This is a genomic window from Shewanella sp. 5_MG-2023, assembly GCF_030547465.1.
Taxonomy (GTDB): Bacteria; Pseudomonadota; Gammaproteobacteria; order Enterobacterales; family Shewanellaceae; genus Shewanella.
The window spans coordinates 40,977-60,164 of the sequence record NZ_JAUORC010000013.1 but is presented as its reverse complement, the minus strand read 5'-3'; the positions used below and the strand labels follow the sequence as shown (position 1 = coordinate 60,164).

Here is a 19,188-nt window from a genome sequence, read left to right as displayed (position 1 = left end):
CTATGGCACATGGCAGTCATGATCATGATGAATCTACCACTTACGCTAGTGTACAAGACAGTTACTTTGATGCGCTTGCTGTGCATTGTGGTAAAGCGTATGCGGGTGAGGTGACTGCGGGCAACGAAGCTGATTCAGCTTTTAGCAATAAAGCATTAATCATGCACGTACGTGAATGCAGCGATACTGAGCTTAAAATTCCTTTTCATGTGGGTGACGATCACTCTCGTACTTGGGTTATCACCAAAACCACTTCAGGCTTGCGCTTAAAGCATGATCACCGTCATGAAGATGGCACTGAAGACAAAGTCACCATGTACGGTGGCGACACTGCTGACATGGGCACTGCAACTGAGCAATCATTTCCTGTCGATGCTGAATCAATTGCTAACTTTAATGAAAATGGCTTAACAGCGTCAGTGACTAACGTGTGGCATATGTACATTGAGCCAACAGTCTTCACTTATCGTTTAACCCGCGAAAATCGTGATTTTAGAGTGGATTTTGATTTAACCAAGCCAGTGGCGCTGCCGCCAACGCCTTGGGGTCATGAGTAAGTATCGCTGAAGCCATACATTGCTTACAGTGGCAAGTACTTGAAGTGCAATAAATCAGGCTGCCAAGGTAGCCTGATTTATTGATCATGATTAATTGAAAGGGCAGTGATTTAAAGTCTATGTAAATTTAGTTTTTTGATAGTCATGGCTATTTAGCATCAAAACTAAATGATTGGCCTGCGATAGCCGCCTCATACATCAATCCGCCTTTCGCGGCAGTGAAAACCGCCATGCCATTCATATAAGCAGCATTAGCTGTTGTACGGTTGCCTGCATTGCCAGCCCCTGCTGAGTTACCTGTTGAGCCCACTTGTGCATTGGCGCCAACAGTAATGGCCACTGCAGATGCCTGGGCGCTAAACTCAAAGGTACCACTGGTAAAGTCGTTATAGGCTTCAGCATCTTTAAAGAAAATAATTTCGCTATAAGCTTGTCCACCTAATTGGAAGCCAATAGAAAGTTGTGACACGCTTGAATCACCACTATAAACACCACCTTTATATACCTTGCCTGAGCCGTAGGCCGCACCGATACCAAAGCCGCCTTTACCCACGGTTGGGTAAATCGCATAGCCGTAGGCACTATCAAAAAAACCTTGTACTTCGGGGGCCTTTTTAAAATCGGCAATGGCTTCGGCGTATTTGTCAGCGTGAGCTGAGCTGGAAAATGTCAGTCCGATAAGCACGAATGTGACCGCTAGCAATGACAATATATTTTTCATAAAAACTCCTGTGATAAGCAAACTTTAGTGATGATAGCTTTAGCATAGCAAACCCAAGCTGAACAAAGCTGTAATAAAAACGCCTAATATTGCTACTAGGTGCTTAAAACTAACATGAGTTCAGTTGGTGCTGAGTATTTAAATGAGTGGTGTTGTTATTTAAATCTAGCAGTGAGTAAATAACTCACTTAATATCCTCTTTAATTGAGCTTGTTTGTACAGGTGTTGGCTCAGGCTGTGGCCTTTATCTGGCGAAGTTAATTTCACTTAGTTTTTGGGACTGACTTGTTCTCTAAACCCTGATCTGAGGCTTTGTCATCACTGATAACACTTCTTAAATAATCAAGTTCTTCATTATCCAGTAGCAGCTTGGCACTATGATGCTGGGGTGTTTTATTGACCTTGATACGTAAAAATACCAGTCGGGTCACTTGGTGTAGTCCGTATATGGCAAACCCATAAATGGTCGCTAATAGACATAATCTGACGATGCCAACAGCATAGCTAGAAATAGTGTCACCAAAATAGAAGGGTAATAACACCAATACCAATCGTAAAACCCAATTAAGTAAAATGCCGCCAGTAAGCAGTAATAACCACCTAAATCTAACATTTTTTAAGCTTTGATGTTTGTCGACTCTATGACGACTTAACGCGCTAATGATAAGGAAAAAATAGATCCCGCTTTGAATTAAAATAATGGCAGGCATGACTAGGGCTATTTTATTAATGGTGACTAATTCACTGATGTTGTTGACTTGAATATGGGATGCATCGGGAACCATACCAATATTGAACGATACAGTGACAACAATAACCGCCATGGAAATTAGCGTAGTAAGTATATGTTTGACGAAATTGAGGTCAGAGGTTTTAATTTGTAAACACGCTTTGCAATAGCTGTACAGTAAGGGCATCAGTAAGAAGTAAAATGGCACCATTAACGTCATCATAAAATGAATTTGAATTGGGGCATTTTCGCGGGTGATACTGGCTGAAAAAAAGAATAGCGAGATCAGAATAAATAAGGCGCCCAGTAAGCGATTACTATGGCTGGTGCTGCTGTCGTTATTAGCAAAAATATAGCGGACGTAAAAACCTACTCCCAAGCAATGTATGCCAGCGAGTAATGATAGCCAAATATACGCCTGTGAAAAAAACTGATTAATTACGATGGCCAATCCCTTTGTTTATCGTTAAGTCATATCTTAAATCACGCTTTATCAAGCAGCATTATTATGTTTTTTCTGTTTTCTCATATGACGGTTTGACGCCGCTTCGGGCGGTTTGCCAGGTGCGGGCTTTCTTTCTGCGAGCAAATGCGTTATCGCCATAATAGGATGGGGAAGCAGCATTCTTGGGCCAGAGTAAATCATGATTTCACGCACTTTTTGTTTCATGTGCGGTTTGTAGCAATGCACAGGACATTTGTTGCATGTCGGCTTTTGTTGACCATAAGGACAGCGATCTAAGCGTGTTTCTGCGTATTCAAGCAATTCAATGCAATCTGGGCACAAGCCTTGGCTATTTTCCGTTTGTAACGCAATTTGATGATGAGCCCGGCAATAAATTTTTGCCATAGCATTCATTGTGTTGAATTCATATAACAGCTTGCCTGATAGGATCGCGCTTATTGTCATGTGTTAATACCATAGTAAATCACTCGGGTATGGCTAGTTTACCTAATCACAGTCTGTTTATTCAATTAAATGCTTAATAAGCTTGAACTAGAGCACATAAAAACAAAAGCTAAAAATAATGTCAGCTTATTGTGTTAACGAGCATAAAAGCGACATAAACACTTGATTTTTGTCCTAAGAATAGCTTATTAATATTAGTTCAGCTTGTTTGATTTTCAAGCAGAAAAATGAAGCTTCCTTCTTCGGATAGGCTAGGAATGGTAAACTCCAAAACTATTCAAATGCACACAGCATGACACAAATATGGTGTTATAAATGATTATTAAAATTATTGTCGTTGTTTTATTGGTTTGGCTGGGTATTTATCTTTATCGTCGAACCCAAACCGTTGCTAAGCAAGAGCTAGAGCAGAAAGAACCAACTCAGGCAGATCCGCAGCCAGAAGCTGAGATAACAGATATAGCCTCAGCCCCATCTGAGATTGAGTCAGCACCCCAAGATAATACTGAACTTGAGACTGAATCAATAGCTCAAGAATTAGAACCAAGCCCTGTGCAAGATGAAGATACTGTAGTCACTGCCGTAGATGAAGTTGAAGCAACAGTTGAACAAATAGTCGAGACTGAGTCTTATGAGCTGCCAGAGCCAGAGCCAGAGCCAGAGCCAGAGCCAGAGCCAGAGCCAGAGCCAGAGAATAAACCTATTACAGCGGCTTTACCTGCAACAGGTGCATGGGCAAGTGATGCATTTACGGCTTTAGTTTGCCAATATGATGCAAGTGCTGAACTACAGGCCCAGCATCTGAGTTTACTCAGTATTATTAGTCACAGTTACAAGTTACGTAAACAAGCTGATTACTGCCAATACGGCGCAGGTTTGACCCAGCGTTATCAGTTAGCTTATCAACAGTATCGCCAGCAAAACGCCACTGCTGCAGATGATAAAGGCATAGGCTTTATGCAATTATCAACCATGCTCAATGATACTAAGCAATTTGATAAAGCCATTGAAGTCTGTCAGCAGGCCATTGATTATCAATTAACAGATGGAACTGTTACCGGTTTTGAAGGTCGAATTAAGCGTATCGAGAAAGCAAAATCTAAAGCGAGTAATTAAGTGAATTGAATAAGACTAGGTAATTGGCTTTAACCATGATTTAGGTTATTAGGTTTTACCATGATCTAGTACAATGGCACTATCGTATGGAAAAGCGGACTTAGGTTCGCTTTTTTATTGCCCTAAAAGTGTGGAACTGAATGTAGCTACTGGAATCCTGTAGCTAAATATTGAGATTAAAAGTGCAACTTAGGGTGAAAATAAGCATGCTTAAAGAGGTTTAAATGATGAATCGTAAAATGCGTAATACGCTGTTTTTATTCATGGCTATCATGGGGCTAACCGGCTGTATTCGTACCCCAGAATGGACACTGTTTTATTATGCGGATGAAGCCAAAGCGCCGCAGCAACCCATCAACGCCAAATTTATAGCAGGTTATTACGATACGCTTGAACAATGCCAAGCTAAAGCCAAGGGCATGCTGAGATTAAGCGGCAAAAACAGCCATCCACTGGATGCTAACCAGCTAGAAAATGCCACCGCAATACCGGTTGCCATTGATAAAGGCTATCAATGCAAACAGTTATGCCAAGTCAATGATGACAATGTCATTATCTGTCAATAAAACCTTGCCAGTAGTGAGTTATTAGCCTTCGCCATCAGGCTATTGTAGACCCAAGGAACAGGTTAAATGCAGTTTAAACAGGATTATTTTGAACAACTGGAAGGCTTTTATTCGCAGGTCTATCCATTGCCTATCAGTCAACCCCATTGGCTGGCTTGGAGTGATGACGCCGCCAAATTAATTGGCGCGCAAAGAGGCCAACTTAACGCCCAAGGTGATGATGAATTACTGCTGCAACTGTCAGGTAATCACGCTATGCCTGGGGCAAGTTACTATGCGCAAGTTTACAGTGGCCATCAATTTGGTGGTTATAGCCCACGATTAGGGGACGGGCGCTCAATTATTCTCGGCGAAGCGCAGGCAAACCCTAATGCTACAAGTAAAACAGCTAATAACGCGTCAGCTTGGGATGTGGCCTTAAAAGGGGCTGGGCCAACACCTTATTCTCGCAGTGGTGATGGTCGGGCGGTTATGCGTTCCGCGGTAAGGGAGTTTTTAGCATCCGAGGCCTTGGCGGCATTATCGATTCCGACCACCCGAGCATTAGCGGTGATTGGCTCTAACTTACCGGTATGGCGTGAATCACAAGAAACTGCGGCGATTACAGTGCGTTTAGCCAAAAGCCATATTCGTTTTGGTCACTTTGAGTATTTTTGCCATAGCGACCAAGGTGGTAAAGATAAACTAATTCAGTTACTAAACTTCACCATTAAGCAGCATTACCCGCATTTAACTCAAGATTATCAAGGCTATAAAACCTGGTTTACCCAAGTAGTAAAAGATACTGCTATTTTAATCGGCCACTGGCAAGCGGTAGGCTTTGCTCATGGGGTACTTAATACTGATAACATGTCGATTCTTGGTGACAGCTTTGATTTTGGCCCATTTGCCTTTTTAGATACTTTTAAAGAAGACTTTATTTGTAATCACTCCGATCCCCAGGGCCGTTATGCCTTTGGTCAGCAACCTGGCATTGGCCTGTGGAACCTGCAACGTTTAGCCCAAGCATTAACGCCCGTCATTGAGTCAGATGATTTAGTGGCTGTGCTGAATACTTATCAAGCTGAGTTAGTGCAGCAATATTTACTGCTCATGCGCGCTAAAATGGGCTTGAGTGTCAGTGAGCAAACCACGGCGCAAGCCCAAGAGCAAGATAAAACCGACTTAGATCTCATTGGCCGATTTTGCCATGTGTTACAGCATAATTTATTGGACTATACCAATACTTTCAGGGCGTTTGGTCAGTTAGACATAACCAGTGTCCACGCCAATATTAGTGATGAGATAATCGATAGACCCAAATTTGACGACTGGTATAAAAGTTATCAGCAGCGGGTTGGAAAGGTTGATGATATTGACCAATGGCAAGCACAGCGTAATAGTGTGAATCCCAAGTATATTTTACGCAACTACTTAGCCCAAGAAGCCATAGTGGCGGTGGAAGAAGGCGACAATAGTAAATTGTTAGAGCTGCATACTCTGTTAACTCAGCCCTATGCTGAGCAACCAGAATTAGACCATTATGCCAATAGACCACCCCAATGGGGACAAGGCTTAATCATGTCTTGTAGTAGCTAGTCAGTCATAGTAACAAGGTATTTAAGCAACTTATTTAAAGGAACATCATGTTATTGCGTTCGGTGCAATTAGATAAAGCCTCGCTGAGCATTTTAATTTCAGCAGAAATAGATTTTGAGCAGTTTGAAGCGTTTGCTGAGCCCTTAGCCTTGGCAATGGATTGTGATATTAGCGATCGCTTATGGGGCGCAGATAGGCACCAATGGCAGCTTAATTTTGAAGGCAGTCAGCTGTGGCTTAACTATGAGTTTTACGGCGATATTTGTTGGATATCAACGGAAGTAGAAGCCGATCTTGAAGTGCTAGAATATTTAATCACCTTGCTACAACCGCTGATCACTGCCAATGCGGTAAAGGATACACATGAATAATGACAATGCTGACAACGACTATCTAGATAATGACGAAGATATCGATAGTCAGGAAAAGTCGGGTAATGTAATAGAACCGGAATCACATCTTAACGATATCGCGCCAAAGGCTAGTGCTGACGAGGCTTGCTTTCATTATCAAGCCTTAACGCCTGATTTAATTCTCGATGCCATTGAGAGTGTTAACATCTATCCTGAAACGGGGTTGCTGGCGTTAAATAGTTACGAAAATCGGGTGTATCAATTTCGCTGCGATCGCGGTAATCGTTATGTGGTGAAGTTTTATCGCCCCCATCGCTGGAGTGATAATCAAATTCAAGAGGAGCATGATTACGCACTCGCGTTAGCTGCTGAAGATATCCCCATTGCAGTACCTGTGATTGTTGAGGGTAAAACCCTGCATGAATTTAAAGGTTATCGTTTTACTTTATTTCCCTCTATTGGTGGCCGCGCATTTGAGGTGGATAACCTTGATCAACTTGAAGCAGTTGGTCGCTTTATTGGCCGGATACATCAATATGCTAGTAAAGAGAGCTTTCAATATCGTGAGCCCTTAAGCTGCCAAATTTTAGGGGATGATGCGCTGCAATATTTACAGCAGTCAGGGCAAGTGCCTGAGGCCATTAGTCAGCAGTTTTTCACTGTCACGCAGCAAGTGTTGGCCAAGGCCAAGTCTGTATTGGCGCAGCATCAATTTCCGACATTACGGCTTCATGGTGATTTGCATCCAGGCAATATTTTATGGACCCCAGATGGCCCAGGTTTTGTTGACTTAGATGATGCTCGCCAAGGACCTGCGGTGCAAGATATTTGGATGATGCTCACTGGTGATAGAGCCCAACGGTTATTACAGCTAGATGTATTACTTGAAGGCTATGAGGAGTTTTGTGATTTTGACCACAAGCAACTTAAGCTGATTGAGCCGCTGCGGGCATTGAGAATGATCCATTACAATGCCTGGCTAACAAAACGCTGGCAAGATCCTGCTTTTCCAAGGAACTTTCCATGGTTTGGTGATATCAAATACTGGGAACAGCAAACATTAGCGTTTAAAGAGCAACTTTCAGCGCTGGATGAAGAGCCATTAAGCTTGATGAGTTTTTAATTGAGTAATTGGCAAACCATAACGTAGATTGTTACAAATGATCCTGATAAGGTCTTGAGCATAAGAGATAATCTACATTATTATAGATTTAGATAAATTAGCGTTAACTATGCTACGGCATAATTGAGATTGCATACTAAAGGAAACAAGATGAAAAAAGCATTATTAATGGCTGCAGCGTTACTATTAGCCCCAATGGCGGCAACCGCAGCAGACTATAAAGAAGGTGTGCACTACACTGTGATTAACGAAGGCCCAGCCACATCAAAGCCTGAAATTACTGAGTTTTTCTCATTCTTTTGCGGGCATTGTTACAACTTCTCAAAAACTGTAGTACCAAAAATTGAAGCGACCCTTCCAGAAGGTGTGGCTTTTAATCAGGCACACGTTGAGTTTATTGGCGCAGATATGGGCGTAGAAATGTCACGTGCTTTCGCTATTGCTCATCAGCTCAATGTTGAAAAGAAAGTTGAACCAGCTATTTTTGCTGCAATCCATGACAAAAAGCAACGCTTCACCAACTTAAATGATATCCGTATGGTGTTTATTGCTAACGGTGTTGACGGTAAAGATTTTGATGCAGCAGCTAAGTCTTTCATGGTGAATGCGCAAATGTCTAAAATGAAGCGTGATACTCAGAATGCAAAAATTTCTGGTGTGCCTTCGTTAGTGGTTAACGGTAAATACCGTGTTGAGACAGGTGCGATTAAGTCTTACGATGAGCTATTAGACATCGCTTATTACTTAGCGACAGCTGACAAGTAACATGAGGGTTTAACCTCCCACGTGACAAAAGGAGCCAATGGCTCCTTTTTTGTATCTTTAATTTATTAGTGGCTGAAAAAGAGCAAAAAAAAACCGCATGTTTTAAAATTTGCATTTTAAAACAGTGCGGTGTTGAGCCAATTGGCTCGTTATTTACCCTGAGTAACGAAGTCACTTTACCAAGGTGTCAAAAAAATGGCAAGCGTCATTTTACTGGCTTGTTACGTTTTGTTTACATTGAGTTATTTTGAAGCGGAAAAAGATCGATTTTAATGAAACTCTTTTGCGGTTTTTTTGTCCAAATTTGAGTTGTAAAATGAAATATAGCCAAAGGAGTCTCCATGAGAAGGTTTCCGGTATATGCACCTAAACTCATCGTTAAACATGCGCGAATTTTTTTAACTGGGGTGATTTGGGTAAAAGACTTAGGGTGTTTAGAGTTTAGAAAGGGGCGTTTTTTAATGCCGAAAAAAAGCCTGCCAAAAGTAAAGCAGGCTGTTTCTGAGCTTAACCAAATGCTAGTAGCTCAGCATGTTGAAACTAACACAGTTTAGCTTTCGCTATTGAGTAAGCCGACAAGGCCATTCACTTTATCGTTCCAAGAGTTTAGGTCTTGTTGCAATTGCTGATTAGTCTCAGTCAATTGAGCATTCTTTTGCTTCTCTTCTTCAAGCTCCATTTTTAGTAGCTCTGCATTTTCAAGAGTTGCCTGGATTTTGGCTTCCAGTTGGGACAGTAATTCAAGGCTCATATCGGGAGTCCTAATAGTTTCTGGATGGAATGCTGATTCTAGCAGTGACTGGGGTTTAAGGAATAGCCAAATTCGTTAAGTGGTTAAAAAAAGAACGACTTTGGCTACTATTTTGTAAGCTTTATCCATCTGTCAGTGTGAGTGGCTTGTTTTAAGCTAAAAACCGCCACATCCTGTGCTTTTTCAGTGAAATGATAAAACTTTATTTGTTGCGGTTTACCATGCTTTAACGGCTAATTTTATGGTTTTAATTATTGTGAACTTCGATTGACGCTTAATTGTGCTCCACTTTATCCATTTGCTTGACATTACATCTGATGATTCATAGTCTGCTAGCATTGTTTTTAAGGTGGTAGCAAATGGACATCAAATATAATTTAAAAGCGGCATCGTCGCGTCGTACTGAGCAGTTTAAACCAGAAGGCAATGTAGGCTTTGGTAATCTCAGAACCGATCATATGTTTTTAATGGATTATCGAGATGGCCAGTGGTGTGACCCTCGCATTGAGCCTTATGCGCCGTTTGAAATGGCCCCGGGCGCCATTGCGCTTCATTATGGTCAGTCCATCTTTGAAGGTGCTAAAGCGTTTAAGCATGACGATGGTGAAATCTACACCTTTAGACTGGATAAGAATGCCCAACGTTTAAATACCTCTGCAGATATCTTATGTATTCCTAACCTTGCTGAAGACATTCAACTGCAAGCCATTAATGCGCTTATTGATGTCGATAGGCTGTGGTTTCCAATGCAAGATGGCGCATGTTTATATATTCGGCCTTTTATTTTTGCTACCGAAGATCGTTTATCAGTGAGCCCAAGCTTGAACTTTACTTTCTGCGTGATCTTAAGCCCAAGTGGTGCTTATTACGCTGATGGGGTGAATAAAGCGATTCGATTACTGATCAGTAAAAAATTCCACCGCGCGGTATCAGGCGGCACGGGGGCATCAAAAGCGGCCGGTAATTACGCAGCATCGTTAAGAGCGGGGCAAGCCGCTGCTGAATATGGCGCTGCCCAAGTGTTATATCTTGATGCGAACAACAAGCAGATTGAGGAAGTGGGCGCAATGAACCACTTCCATATCCTCAAAGATGGCACTGTAATTATCCCGACGTTTACTGACACTATCTTAAAGTCCATTACCTCGCAATCTATGCTAGAAATTGGCCATTTATTGGGATGTGAAGTGCGCCAAGAAACCATTATGCTGGACAAATTTATCGCAGATATCGAAGCCGGTGAAATTGTTGAAGCGGGCGGATTTGGTACTGCAGCCGTGGTATCGCCAGTGGGCTCGTACATCTTTGAAGATGGCCGTATTGTTACAGTTGGTGATGGTGAAGTTGGCCCTTGCATCAAGCGTATTTATCAAATATTTACCCAACTGCAAAAAGGTGAGCTTGAAGGACCTGAAGGCTGGGTTAAGCGTGTTGAGCGTGTCGCGCCATAGCTAAACTGAATAAATTCAGACAATAAAAAAGGCTCATTTGAGCCTTTTTTATTGCTTGGAGTATAGGGTTTAGCTGTGTCGATTTTTATTGAATCGCTTTAATGCTATGCTAGTTTTTCCTGCTGGTTATCTAATCTTAGCCTTGCTAAACAGTCCTCAGCAGTCAGTGGTTTACTGAGTAAAAAGCCCTGCACTTGATCGCAGCCTTCATGCTTTAAGAAGTCAAATTGCGCCTCAGTTTCAACGCCTTCTGCCACGACATTGAGTTCAAGGCTGTGGGCCAGAGTAATAATGGCGCTGGTAATAGCGGCATCATCAGGATCATCAATAATATCGCGGACAAATTCTCTATCAACTTTCAAGGTATCGATAGGGAAGCGCTTTAAGTAACTTAAACTTGAGTAACCAGTACCAAAGTCATCAATGGCAATGGTAAGGCCTAGGGCTTTTAGCTGGGCTAATACTGTGACTGAGTCTTGCGGGTTACCCATGATCATCGACTCTGTCAGCTCTAACTCCAGAGCGCTGGCGGGTAACCCTGATACCGCAAGGGCCACTTCAATAGTGGAAATAATATCGGCTTTAAGTTGTCTTGCTGATAAGTTAACAGCCACAGAAATATGCTCAAAGCCTTGTTGATGCCATTCAGCTAATTGATTGCAGGCCTGATCAATGGCCCAATGGCCAATGCCGTTAATCATCCCGGTTTCTTCCGCTAACGGAATAAATTCCACTGGTGAGATAAATCCAAGGGTTTTACTTTCCCAGCGCAGTAGGGCTTCAACGCCAATAATCCGCTTGGTTTTAATGTCAAACTTGGGCTGATATACCAGATACATTTCATTATTTTGAATCGCCTGTTTAAGGCCTGCCTCAAGCTCTACATGACGGGTGGCATATTGGTTTAAATCTTCAGTGTAAAACTGGAAGTTATTACGCCCTAAAGATTTAGCATGGTACATGGCAGTATCTGCATATTTAATTAATGAGGTACTGTCGCTGGCATCATTAGGGTACAAACTAATGCCGATAGAAGGTGATACGGTAATATTTTTATCATCCAATAAGAACGGACTCTTAAAGGCGTTTAATACTTTTTCTGCCACAACAGCAGCAGATTTTATTTTGCTGAGCCCTTCAAGAATAATGGTAAATTCATCGCCACCGAGACGAGCAACAGTATCGCCATCGCGCACCGAGTTTTGCAATCGAATCGCCACCGCTTTTAATAATAAATCCCCCACATGATGACCCATGGAGTCATTAATGTGCTTAAAGCGGTCTAAATCCAAAAAGAATAACGCCACAATATCTTTAGAGCGATGGGCTTTGGTGATCGCCTGATTAAGCCTGTCTTGAAATAGGGTGCGGTTTGGCAAGCTGGTGAGCGGATCGAAATTGGCTAATATGCGTAAGTCTTCTTCGGCTTTTTTACGGGAGGTAATATCAGTAAATACCGCAACAAAGTGGCTCGTTTCACCTTTAGTATCGATGACCTGATTGATCTCCAGCCACGCCAAAATGCCTTTTTTATCTTTAGTACGAATATTAATTTCGCCAGCCCAATGCTTTTTCCTTAACAGTTGTAATTCCACATTATGATAAAAGGCGCGCGACTGTTTGCCGTAAGCTAAATATAGAAAGTGTTTGCCAGCAATGGCTTCAGATTCAAAACCGGTAATACGACTAAACGCAGGGTTTACCGTGCGGACTCGATAATCCAGTTCGCCTACCACTACGGCCTCGTTCATACTGTGTAGTACTTGGCTTGAGAGTTTTAATTCATTTTCAGTTGCTTTTCTGACGGTGATATCTTTATGGGTACCGGCCATGCGAACCGGTTTATCTTGCTGGTCCCATTCAACGACTTTGCCGCGATCCATTAACCATATCCATTTACCTGGCTGCTTTTCTACGCGGTACTCAGCTTCAAAAAACTCAGCTTTTCCGGCTAAATGGTCATTTAGCTGTTGAGTCACGCGGGCTTTATCTTCTGGGTGGATATGAGTGATCAGTGCTTGATCGTCATCTGCTACTACCCGTTGTGAGGGCACGGTATTGGTGCGGTAAACTTTATTGTCGCGGATATTCCAGTCCCACATACCATCGCCAGAAGCCCATAATGCTAGCTTTAAACGTTCTTCTGAAGCGCGGATACTGATTTCAAACTCACGTTGTTTTTCACGCTTTAATTGCTTTAGGTATATGAAAAACGTCATTAGCAACATCATCGCAATGCCATAAATGACGTAAGCGCCTTTACTTAGGTAAAAGGGCGGCACCACAGTAAATTTGATGCTAAAAGGCGGCTCTGTATAGGGATTATCCTCGAGGGTAAAACGCACTAATAGTTCAAATTCTTTGGGGGGTAAGTTGCTAAAGCTGATCTCATTTAATTGATTTAACTCAACCCAATCGTCATTTTGGCCGACTAACTTGTAACTTAACTGCTGTAATCCTGGGTAGTCAAAATTGAGTGCACTGACAGTAAAACCAATGGTTTTATCAGAGTAGGGCATTTGTAATGCTGGTGGCTGTTGCAAATTTAATAATGGAAAATGCTGCTCACCCAAATGATAACTGGTTAGGGCTATTCTAGTGTTAGGTCTTTTAGCTGGAACCAATAGTGGATTAAATTGATTTATGCCATTAACGCCGCCAAACCACAGCTGGCCATCAGTATCGTTAAATTTAACCCCGCCGTTAAACTCCGCAGCTTGCACTCCATCAAATGGGTTGAAGAACATATACTCTAAACTAGTCGATACTCTGGCGATACCAGAATTGGTACTAAGCCACAGGTTTTGAGCATCGTCTTCTAACATGGCATAAACCGTGTGCTGCTTTAACGGTTCACTTAAGGGCTCAAATTGCAGTTGGTTATTAGTGGTTTCGATAACTTTATCGACGCCGCTATGGGTTGCCATTAATAAGTCACCAGCGGCAGTGACAATAAAATCTCGAATACGATTATCACTGAGTGTGCTAGTGTCGGCTGCTTGGCGGCTTTTGAGAATGAGTTCTTGTGTGTCAGGTTTTAGTCTGACTAAGCCTGCCATTGTGCCGAGCCACAGGCTGTTGTTATGGTAAGTAAGGGACAATATTGGGCGCTTACTGGGGACAAATTCAGTCTGAAAATCAAAATTGTATTGATGAATAACCTCTTCACCTGGCAATACAAAATATAAGCCGTACTTACTAGCAATCCAAAGTCGGCCGCTATCATCTTGAGCAAATTTACGGATCAGCAGCGAGTCTGAAGCGCTATTATCAGCTAAAGGCACAAATGACAGCTGCTGATCTGGCGTTAATTGTGCCAGCCCGTGATTAGTACCAAACCACAGATTACCGTCTTGGGTTTGGGTGATGGCATGTACAGTTAACGGGTACTCTGCTTCATGTACATTAAGGGCCTGAGCAAATAGGTCGTTGTAGTAATAAAAACTACCTTGCTGCTCATCAAATAGTTTTAAGCCTGCGCTTTCAGTGCCAATCCATAAACGCTGCTGATCATCACGAAAAATCGCCCGGATCATATTGGCCATTTTAGGCTTGCTAGGATGGAGTTCGTAAATATGGTTAAAATACACTTGATTGAGGTTAAGCTTATTAATTCCTGAGTAGCGAGTGCCTAACCATAGGTTACCGTCTTCTGCGAGCATGATGCTTTGTAGATTGTCTTCGCTAATAGATTGGCGACTATTGGGATCGTATTTATGGATGCGGCTGCGCCATGTATCACCAATTAAATCCAATTGAATTAACCCAGCGTTTGCGCCAATGGCCCATATTTGTTTATCACCATTGATGACAAAGTCTTTTATTTGATTGTATTTTTTAGTTTGGTTATTGATCCAAATTGTGGTTTGTTCGCCGCTAATCAGATCGTAGCTGATCAGTCGATTGCTAATCGCTAACCACACTACGCTTTTATCATGACTGGTTTTTATACTATTGACCCGCAGGTTGGGTGGGATATCTAAGCGGATAATGTTGTTGCTATCAATGGCGTAAGTGCCACTGGCTTGGGTGCCAACAAAAATATATTTGTCATCGATATTGGCGATACTGGTGATATGAGGATCGATAGCATTATTTAAGCTTATTTTTGCTATTTTATTGGTATGCAGTGATAGGGTGAATAAACCTGATTGAGTCCCTATCCACAAACTATTATCAATTAACGTGAGTTTAGTTAGCTTTAAGTCTGTTAACCCTTGGGCACTCCCAAAATGAGTAAACTCACCATTACTGAGGTTTAAACGGCTGAGTCCTTGGGAAAAGGTTGCCACCCATAAGTCACTATCAGATGATTGCAATATATCGGTAATGTAATTGCCGGCAATACTGGTGGGATTATTACTGTCGTTAACAAACACATCAAATTGAATGCCGTTATAACTGTGTAAGCCATCTTGAGTGCCAACCCATAACATGCCTGAGCTATCTTTGAACAGTTTAGTGACAGAGTTTTGATTTAAGTCGTTAGAGGCTTCAAATTGTTCAAACGCTAACAGGTGATTGTCATTAAGTGGGCTAATTGCATAGACGGAAGCTGACATTGAGGTGAAGAGCACCAAAATGCATAAGCATGTTTTCAAGGCTAAGGAAAAACGTAAATTCAATCTGCACCTGTAATAATTATAATGGGTAAAGAATGATGCCAAATTGCACATTGTTAATTAATATCTAATTTATAAACATGCTTACAACAGGGCGTACCGCTAGTTTATTTGTATATGTTGCCAGCGATTTAAAGTTTTTATTGTTGAATTATAACCATATTACGCGAGTAATATAGTTTTTTTCAAATTACATTTAAGTTTGCTGATTTTATGCTTGTTGAGAAACTGTTGTTGGCTTAACTGTTTTGATGAAGCTTGTTGGTTTAAAAACAAAAAACACGCAATTAAGCGTGTTTTTAGGCTGATTTTAAACAGTACTATTTGGGCGTAGATGTGTCATTAAGGTATTTTTTATAAATACCATCTAACTGCTGATCCTTCTCGAACCAAACTTGGTTTAACCAGCGCTGAAATTCAACTCGGGTTTCAGGATTAGAGAAATAATCTTCAGCATCCACTTTAGGTACTGGCATTTGCTCAATTCTGACCACAATTTTTTTAACACGCCCAGACATGACCTCATACAAAGCGCCTTTCTCTGTGTCAGCATCAGGATAAGCTAAGGTCATGTTAAGTAACCCAGTAAATTGCTCGCCCATTGCCGAAAGGGTAAAGGCAATGCCGCCAGCCTTTGGCCTTAACAAATATTTATAAGGCGACTGTTGGCGCTTGTGTTTATCTGCAGTAAAACGGCTGCCTTCCACATAATTAATAATTGATGTTGGGAAATGCTTAAATTTTTCACATGCCTTGCGGGTGGTTTGTAAATCTTTACCCTTAAGTTTTGGATTCTTCTTGAGCTTAGCAGGGCTAGTTCGGTTCATGAACGGCATATCTAATGCCCAGCAGCCTAAACCCAGAAAGGGCACAAAGATTAGCTCTTTTTTAAGGAAAAACTTCAACATAGGAATATGGTTACGCAAGATATAGGTTTGCGCTGCAATATCAAAGCCACTGACATGGTTACTGATCAACAAATACCAGCCGCGTTCATCCAGGCCTTCAAGCCCCTCAATATCCCACTCTATTTTAGCAATGAGAAATAAAATACCGCCATTACAGCTTGCCCATGCCCACATAAAGCGGTTCATTAAGCGAGTAAGTGCGTTTCTTGCTGCAACTACAGGAACGACCAGCTTAATGACGCCACCAATACTAATGAGACCTGCCCATAGTGTGGTATTGATGATCAATAAACTGCTACTAATAAAAAAGATGACTGGACCTGGTAAAAAACCTAGCATGTAGCTAAATACCTCTTATTTGTTTTCTTCAGCCATAATGCTGATTTTTTTATCTTTTTCTTGCCAAAGTTGATTTAACTGAGACTGAAAATCAATTTTAAACTGCCTATCATTACTATAGTCACCTTTTAAGGTCGCTGGGATATCAGAGATGTGAATATCGACATAAACCTCAGTTAACTCGCCGCAAATATACTCCCAGTAGCTTGGCACTTTATTAGGGTAGTAAATGGTGACATTAACTAACTTGTTGATGTGTTCACCCATAGCATCTAAAGCAAAGGCCATTCCACCGGCTTTGGGCTTCAGCAAGTGCTGAAAAGGCGAAGCTTGCTTTTGGTGTTTTTGCGGATGAAAACGGGTGCCTTCAACGAAATTCATCACGCTGACAGGCTTATGCTTAAATTTGTTGCACGACTTACGGGTAATCTCAATGTCTTTACCTTTAAGTTTTGGGTTCTTTTTCAATTGTGCTGTCGAATAACGACGCATAAAGGGAAAGTCTAACGCCCACCAAGCAAGCCCTAATATGGGAACAAATATGAGCTCTTGTTTTAAAAAAAACTTTAAAAATGGGATCTTACGATTAAAAACACGCTGAAGTACTAAAATATCGACCCATGACTGGTGGTTAGCTATAACCATGTACCATTCTTTTTCAGAAAACTGATCATCACCGCTTAGTTTTATGGTAACGGGATGAAAAATGGCTTCGATAACACCATTAACACTGATCCACGCACTGGCACAGTTATCTAAAATATAACTGCATATTTTACGAATAACATTAATGGGTAATAGTTTGAAAATACTAAAAATTAGAATGGGTGTAACCCAGACGATCGTATTTATGACATAGCAAATAAATGCTATAGATCCTTTAATTTTTGCTAACAGCGGCATCTAGCTCTCCTGTAAATGGAAGCTTATGTTACTCCGTGATAGCCTTCGGCTCAATCCACTGAACAATAATATCGAAACTTTTTGTGATTTTTCAGGTAATCACTCGATATTTTAATGCGTTAGCTATTTATTGTTGGCTCAAACGATTCATTAACCTGTCCATTGCCCTGTAGCCAAGTGCTTGTGCTATATGCCTTCTTTCGGTGGTTTCAGACTGTTGCAAGTCTGCAATGGTGCGTGACACCCGCTGAATTCGATGGAAACTTCTGACGGATAAGCCCAATTGATGAATACTCTGTTCGAGAAACTCTAAATCGCTTTGGCTCATGGCTAAGTGTTGTTTCAATTGGGTTGGGCTTAACTGGCAATTAATCACGCCTGCACGGCTGAGTTGTTTTTCCCGCGCTAGCTGCACTCGCTTAGCAATGGATTGGCTACTTTCGCCTATTTCTTGGGTTTGCGTTAAGGTGCCTGCAGGCAGTTTAGGGACTTCTATCGTGAGATCGAATCTATCTAAAAATGGCCCTGATAAACGGGATAAGTAACGTTGAATTTGGTCAGGCGTTGCGCGAGAGTTTTCAACATCACCGCAAGGGCTAGGGTTCATCGCCGCGATGAGTTGAAAGCGACTAGAAAAGGTTACTTTAGCGGCAGCCCGCGAGATAACCACTTCACCAGACTCCATTGGCTCACGCAGGCAATCTAATACTTTGCGAGGGAATTCCGCAATTTCATCAAGAAATAAAATGCCTCTATGGGCTAAGGATATTTCCCCAGGTTTTGGCACGCTGCCTCCGCCCACTAAGGATATTGATGAACACGTATGATGTGGCGCTCGAAAAGGCCGCTCTAAAAAGGCTTGGGGTTTAATATTAAGTCCTGCAACCGAATGAATCGCAGCAACATCAATGGCCTCTTCATAGGTAAGCTTGGGCAGTAGCGGGATTATCCGATTGGCCAGCATACTTTTACCTGTACCGGGCGGACCAATAAATAGGGTGTTGTGACCACCTGCCGCTGCGATTTCCAGCCCTTGCTTAGCTTGGTATTGACCAATCACTTCGCTGAGGCAGAGTGCGTTTTCTGCTAAAGGTTCTTCAAACCATTCCAATTGCTGATCAACCAGTGGTAATTTTGCTTGGCCGTGCATAAAGGCTGCGAGGTTTTGCAAGTGAGCGACTAAGTGGGTTTGCGGGTAACCCACTAACTCTGCTTCATGGCGGTTATCTAAAGGGATGAATAATTCATGCTGTTGATTTTTAGCTGCGATAATTGCCGGAAGAATACCAATGCAGGGCCTGACTTGTCCTGACAAGGCTAGCTCACCAATAAACTCACATTGGGCTAACTGGGTATTAGGAATTTGCCCCGAGGCGGCCAAAATACCAATGGCGATAGGCAAATCATAACGGCCACCTTGCTTGGGTAAATCAGCCGGAGCCAAATTGACCGTTATTCGCTGCATGGGGAATTCAAAACCAGCGTTTATTAAGGCACTGCGAACTCGCTCTCTGGCTTCTTTTACTGAGGTTTCAGGTAACCCCACTAAATTAAACGCAGGCAAACCATTACTAAGATGTACTTCGACAGTGACTTTAGGTGCTTCTACGCCGCAACAAGCGCGGGTGTTTACGCAGGCAATAGCCATTAACAAATCCTTTTGTTTTCGTATTCAGATATTTATTTACACTTATGATTTTGTTTGAGCTCATTAAGTGTAGCAGGTAAAAAATTAGCTGCGATTAAACCGAATTTCGTAACAGGATTTGTATTTATATTTGTATTCTTGGGTGAC

At 41.9% G+C, this 19,188-nt stretch carries 17 protein-coding genes; 9 read left to right on the top strand and 8 right to left on the bottom strand.

The genetic code is table 11. The features are described from left to right. Positions 1-2: 2 nt before the first annotated feature. Complete coding sequence (locus Q4557_RS09400; protein ID WP_241901006.1) at positions 3-557, top strand: hypothetical protein; 555 nt, start codon at positions 3-5, stop codon at positions 555-557. A 148-nt stretch (positions 558-705) separates the two neighbouring features. On the opposite strand, the gene Q4557_RS09395 is transcribed toward Q4557_RS09400, so the two are convergent. The 3 genes from Q4557_RS09395 to Q4557_RS09385 form a co-directional block, all read right to left on the bottom strand. After that, entirely contained in the window at positions 706-1,278 is a 573-nt protein-coding gene (locus Q4557_RS09395; RefSeq protein ID WP_102475788.1) for a YSC84-related protein, read from the bottom strand. 263 nt (positions 1,279-1,541) lie between these two features. Further along, positions 1,542-2,459 (bottom strand): hypothetical protein, encoded by a 918-nt coding sequence (locus Q4557_RS09390; protein WP_102475787.1) that lies wholly within the window; start codon positions 2,457-2,459, stop codon positions 1,542-1,544. Positions 2,460-2,501: 42 nt separating this feature from the next. After that, positions 2,502-2,918, bottom strand: coding sequence for a nitrous oxide-stimulated promoter family protein (locus tag Q4557_RS09385; RefSeq protein ID WP_102440295.1), 417 nt, complete (start codon positions 2,916-2,918; stop codon positions 2,502-2,504). Positions 2,919-3,233: 315 nt separating this feature from the next. On the opposite strand from Q4557_RS09385, the gene Q4557_RS09380 reads away from it, so the two are divergent. From Q4557_RS09380 to Q4557_RS09350, 7 genes are all read left to right on the top strand, one after another. Beyond that, positions 3,234-4,034: a hypothetical protein gene (locus tag Q4557_RS09380; RefSeq protein WP_102475786.1), complete on the top strand. Its 801-nt coding sequence runs from the start codon at positions 3,234-3,236 to the stop codon at positions 4,032-4,034. A 224-nt stretch (positions 4,035-4,258) separates the two neighbouring features. Then, the gene (locus Q4557_RS09375; RefSeq protein ID WP_102475785.1) at positions 4,259-4,600 is read left to right on the top strand and encodes a hypothetical protein; all 342 of its coding nucleotides are present in this window, start codon (positions 4,259-4,261) and stop codon (positions 4,598-4,600) included. A 66-nt stretch (positions 4,601-4,666) separates the two neighbouring features. Continuing rightward, complete coding sequence (locus Q4557_RS09370) at positions 4,667-6,178, top strand: YdiU family protein (RefSeq protein WP_303412286.1); 1,512 nt, start codon at positions 4,667-4,669, stop codon at positions 6,176-6,178. 47 nt (positions 6,179-6,225) lie between these two features. Beyond that, positions 6,226-6,549, top strand: coding sequence for a DUF3630 family protein (locus Q4557_RS09365; RefSeq protein ID WP_303412285.1), 324 nt, complete (start codon positions 6,226-6,228; stop codon positions 6,547-6,549). Continuing rightward, positions 6,542-7,654, top strand: a complete 1,113-nt coding sequence (locus Q4557_RS09360; RefSeq protein WP_102440080.1) for a serine/threonine protein kinase — start codon at positions 6,542-6,544, stop codon at positions 7,652-7,654. Before Q4557_RS09365 ends, Q4557_RS09360 begins: the two co-directional genes overlap by 8 nt. A 150-nt stretch (positions 7,655-7,804) precedes the next feature. Next, positions 7,805-8,419, top strand: coding sequence for a thiol:disulfide interchange protein DsbA/DsbL (locus Q4557_RS09355; protein ID WP_102440079.1), 615 nt, complete (start codon positions 7,805-7,807; stop codon positions 8,417-8,419). A 341-nt stretch (positions 8,420-8,760) separates the two neighbouring features. Next, positions 8,761-8,973, top strand: coding sequence for a DUF1107 domain-containing protein (locus tag Q4557_RS09350; RefSeq protein WP_102440077.1), 213 nt, complete (start codon positions 8,761-8,763; stop codon positions 8,971-8,973). Here Q4557_RS09350 and zapB read toward each other — a convergent pair. Next, positions 8,970-9,170 (bottom strand): cell division protein ZapB, encoded by a 201-nt coding sequence (zapB, locus tag Q4557_RS09345; RefSeq protein ID WP_055026159.1) that lies wholly within the window; start codon positions 9,168-9,170, stop codon positions 8,970-8,972. The two genes, Q4557_RS09350 and zapB, sit on opposite strands and share 4 nt — an antisense overlap. A 359-nt stretch (positions 9,171-9,529) precedes the next feature. On the opposite strand from zapB, the gene Q4557_RS09340 reads away from it, so the two are divergent. After that, a complete protein-coding gene (locus Q4557_RS09340; RefSeq protein WP_102440076.1) occupies positions 9,530-10,621 on the top strand; it encodes a branched-chain amino acid aminotransferase in 1,092 nt (363 codons plus the stop codon). Between the two features lie 104 nt (positions 10,622-10,725). Here the strand turns inward: Q4557_RS09340 and Q4557_RS09335 are convergent, their stop codons facing one another. The 4 genes from Q4557_RS09335 to Q4557_RS09320 all read right to left on the bottom strand — a co-directional run bounded on the left by Q4557_RS09335 (position 10,726) and on the right by Q4557_RS09320 (position 19,041). Next, the gene (locus Q4557_RS09335) at positions 10,726-15,183 is read right to left on the bottom strand and encodes an EAL domain-containing protein (RefSeq protein ID WP_303412280.1); all 4,458 of its coding nucleotides are present in this window, start codon (positions 15,181-15,183) and stop codon (positions 10,726-10,728) included. Between the two features lie 380 nt (positions 15,184-15,563). Beyond that, positions 15,564-16,490, bottom strand: a complete 927-nt coding sequence (locus Q4557_RS09330) for an acyltransferase (RefSeq protein WP_303412278.1) — start codon at positions 16,488-16,490, stop codon at positions 15,564-15,566. 15 nt (positions 16,491-16,505) lie between these two features. Beyond that, entirely contained in the window at positions 16,506-17,393 is an 888-nt protein-coding gene (locus tag Q4557_RS09325; RefSeq protein WP_102440073.1) for an acyltransferase, read from the bottom strand. A gap of 127 nt (positions 17,394-17,520) precedes the next feature. Further along, complete coding sequence (locus Q4557_RS09320; protein WP_303412276.1) at positions 17,521-19,041, bottom strand: YifB family Mg chelatase-like AAA ATPase; 1,521 nt, start codon at positions 19,039-19,041, stop codon at positions 17,521-17,523. Between the last annotated feature and the right edge of the window lie 147 nt (positions 19,042-19,188).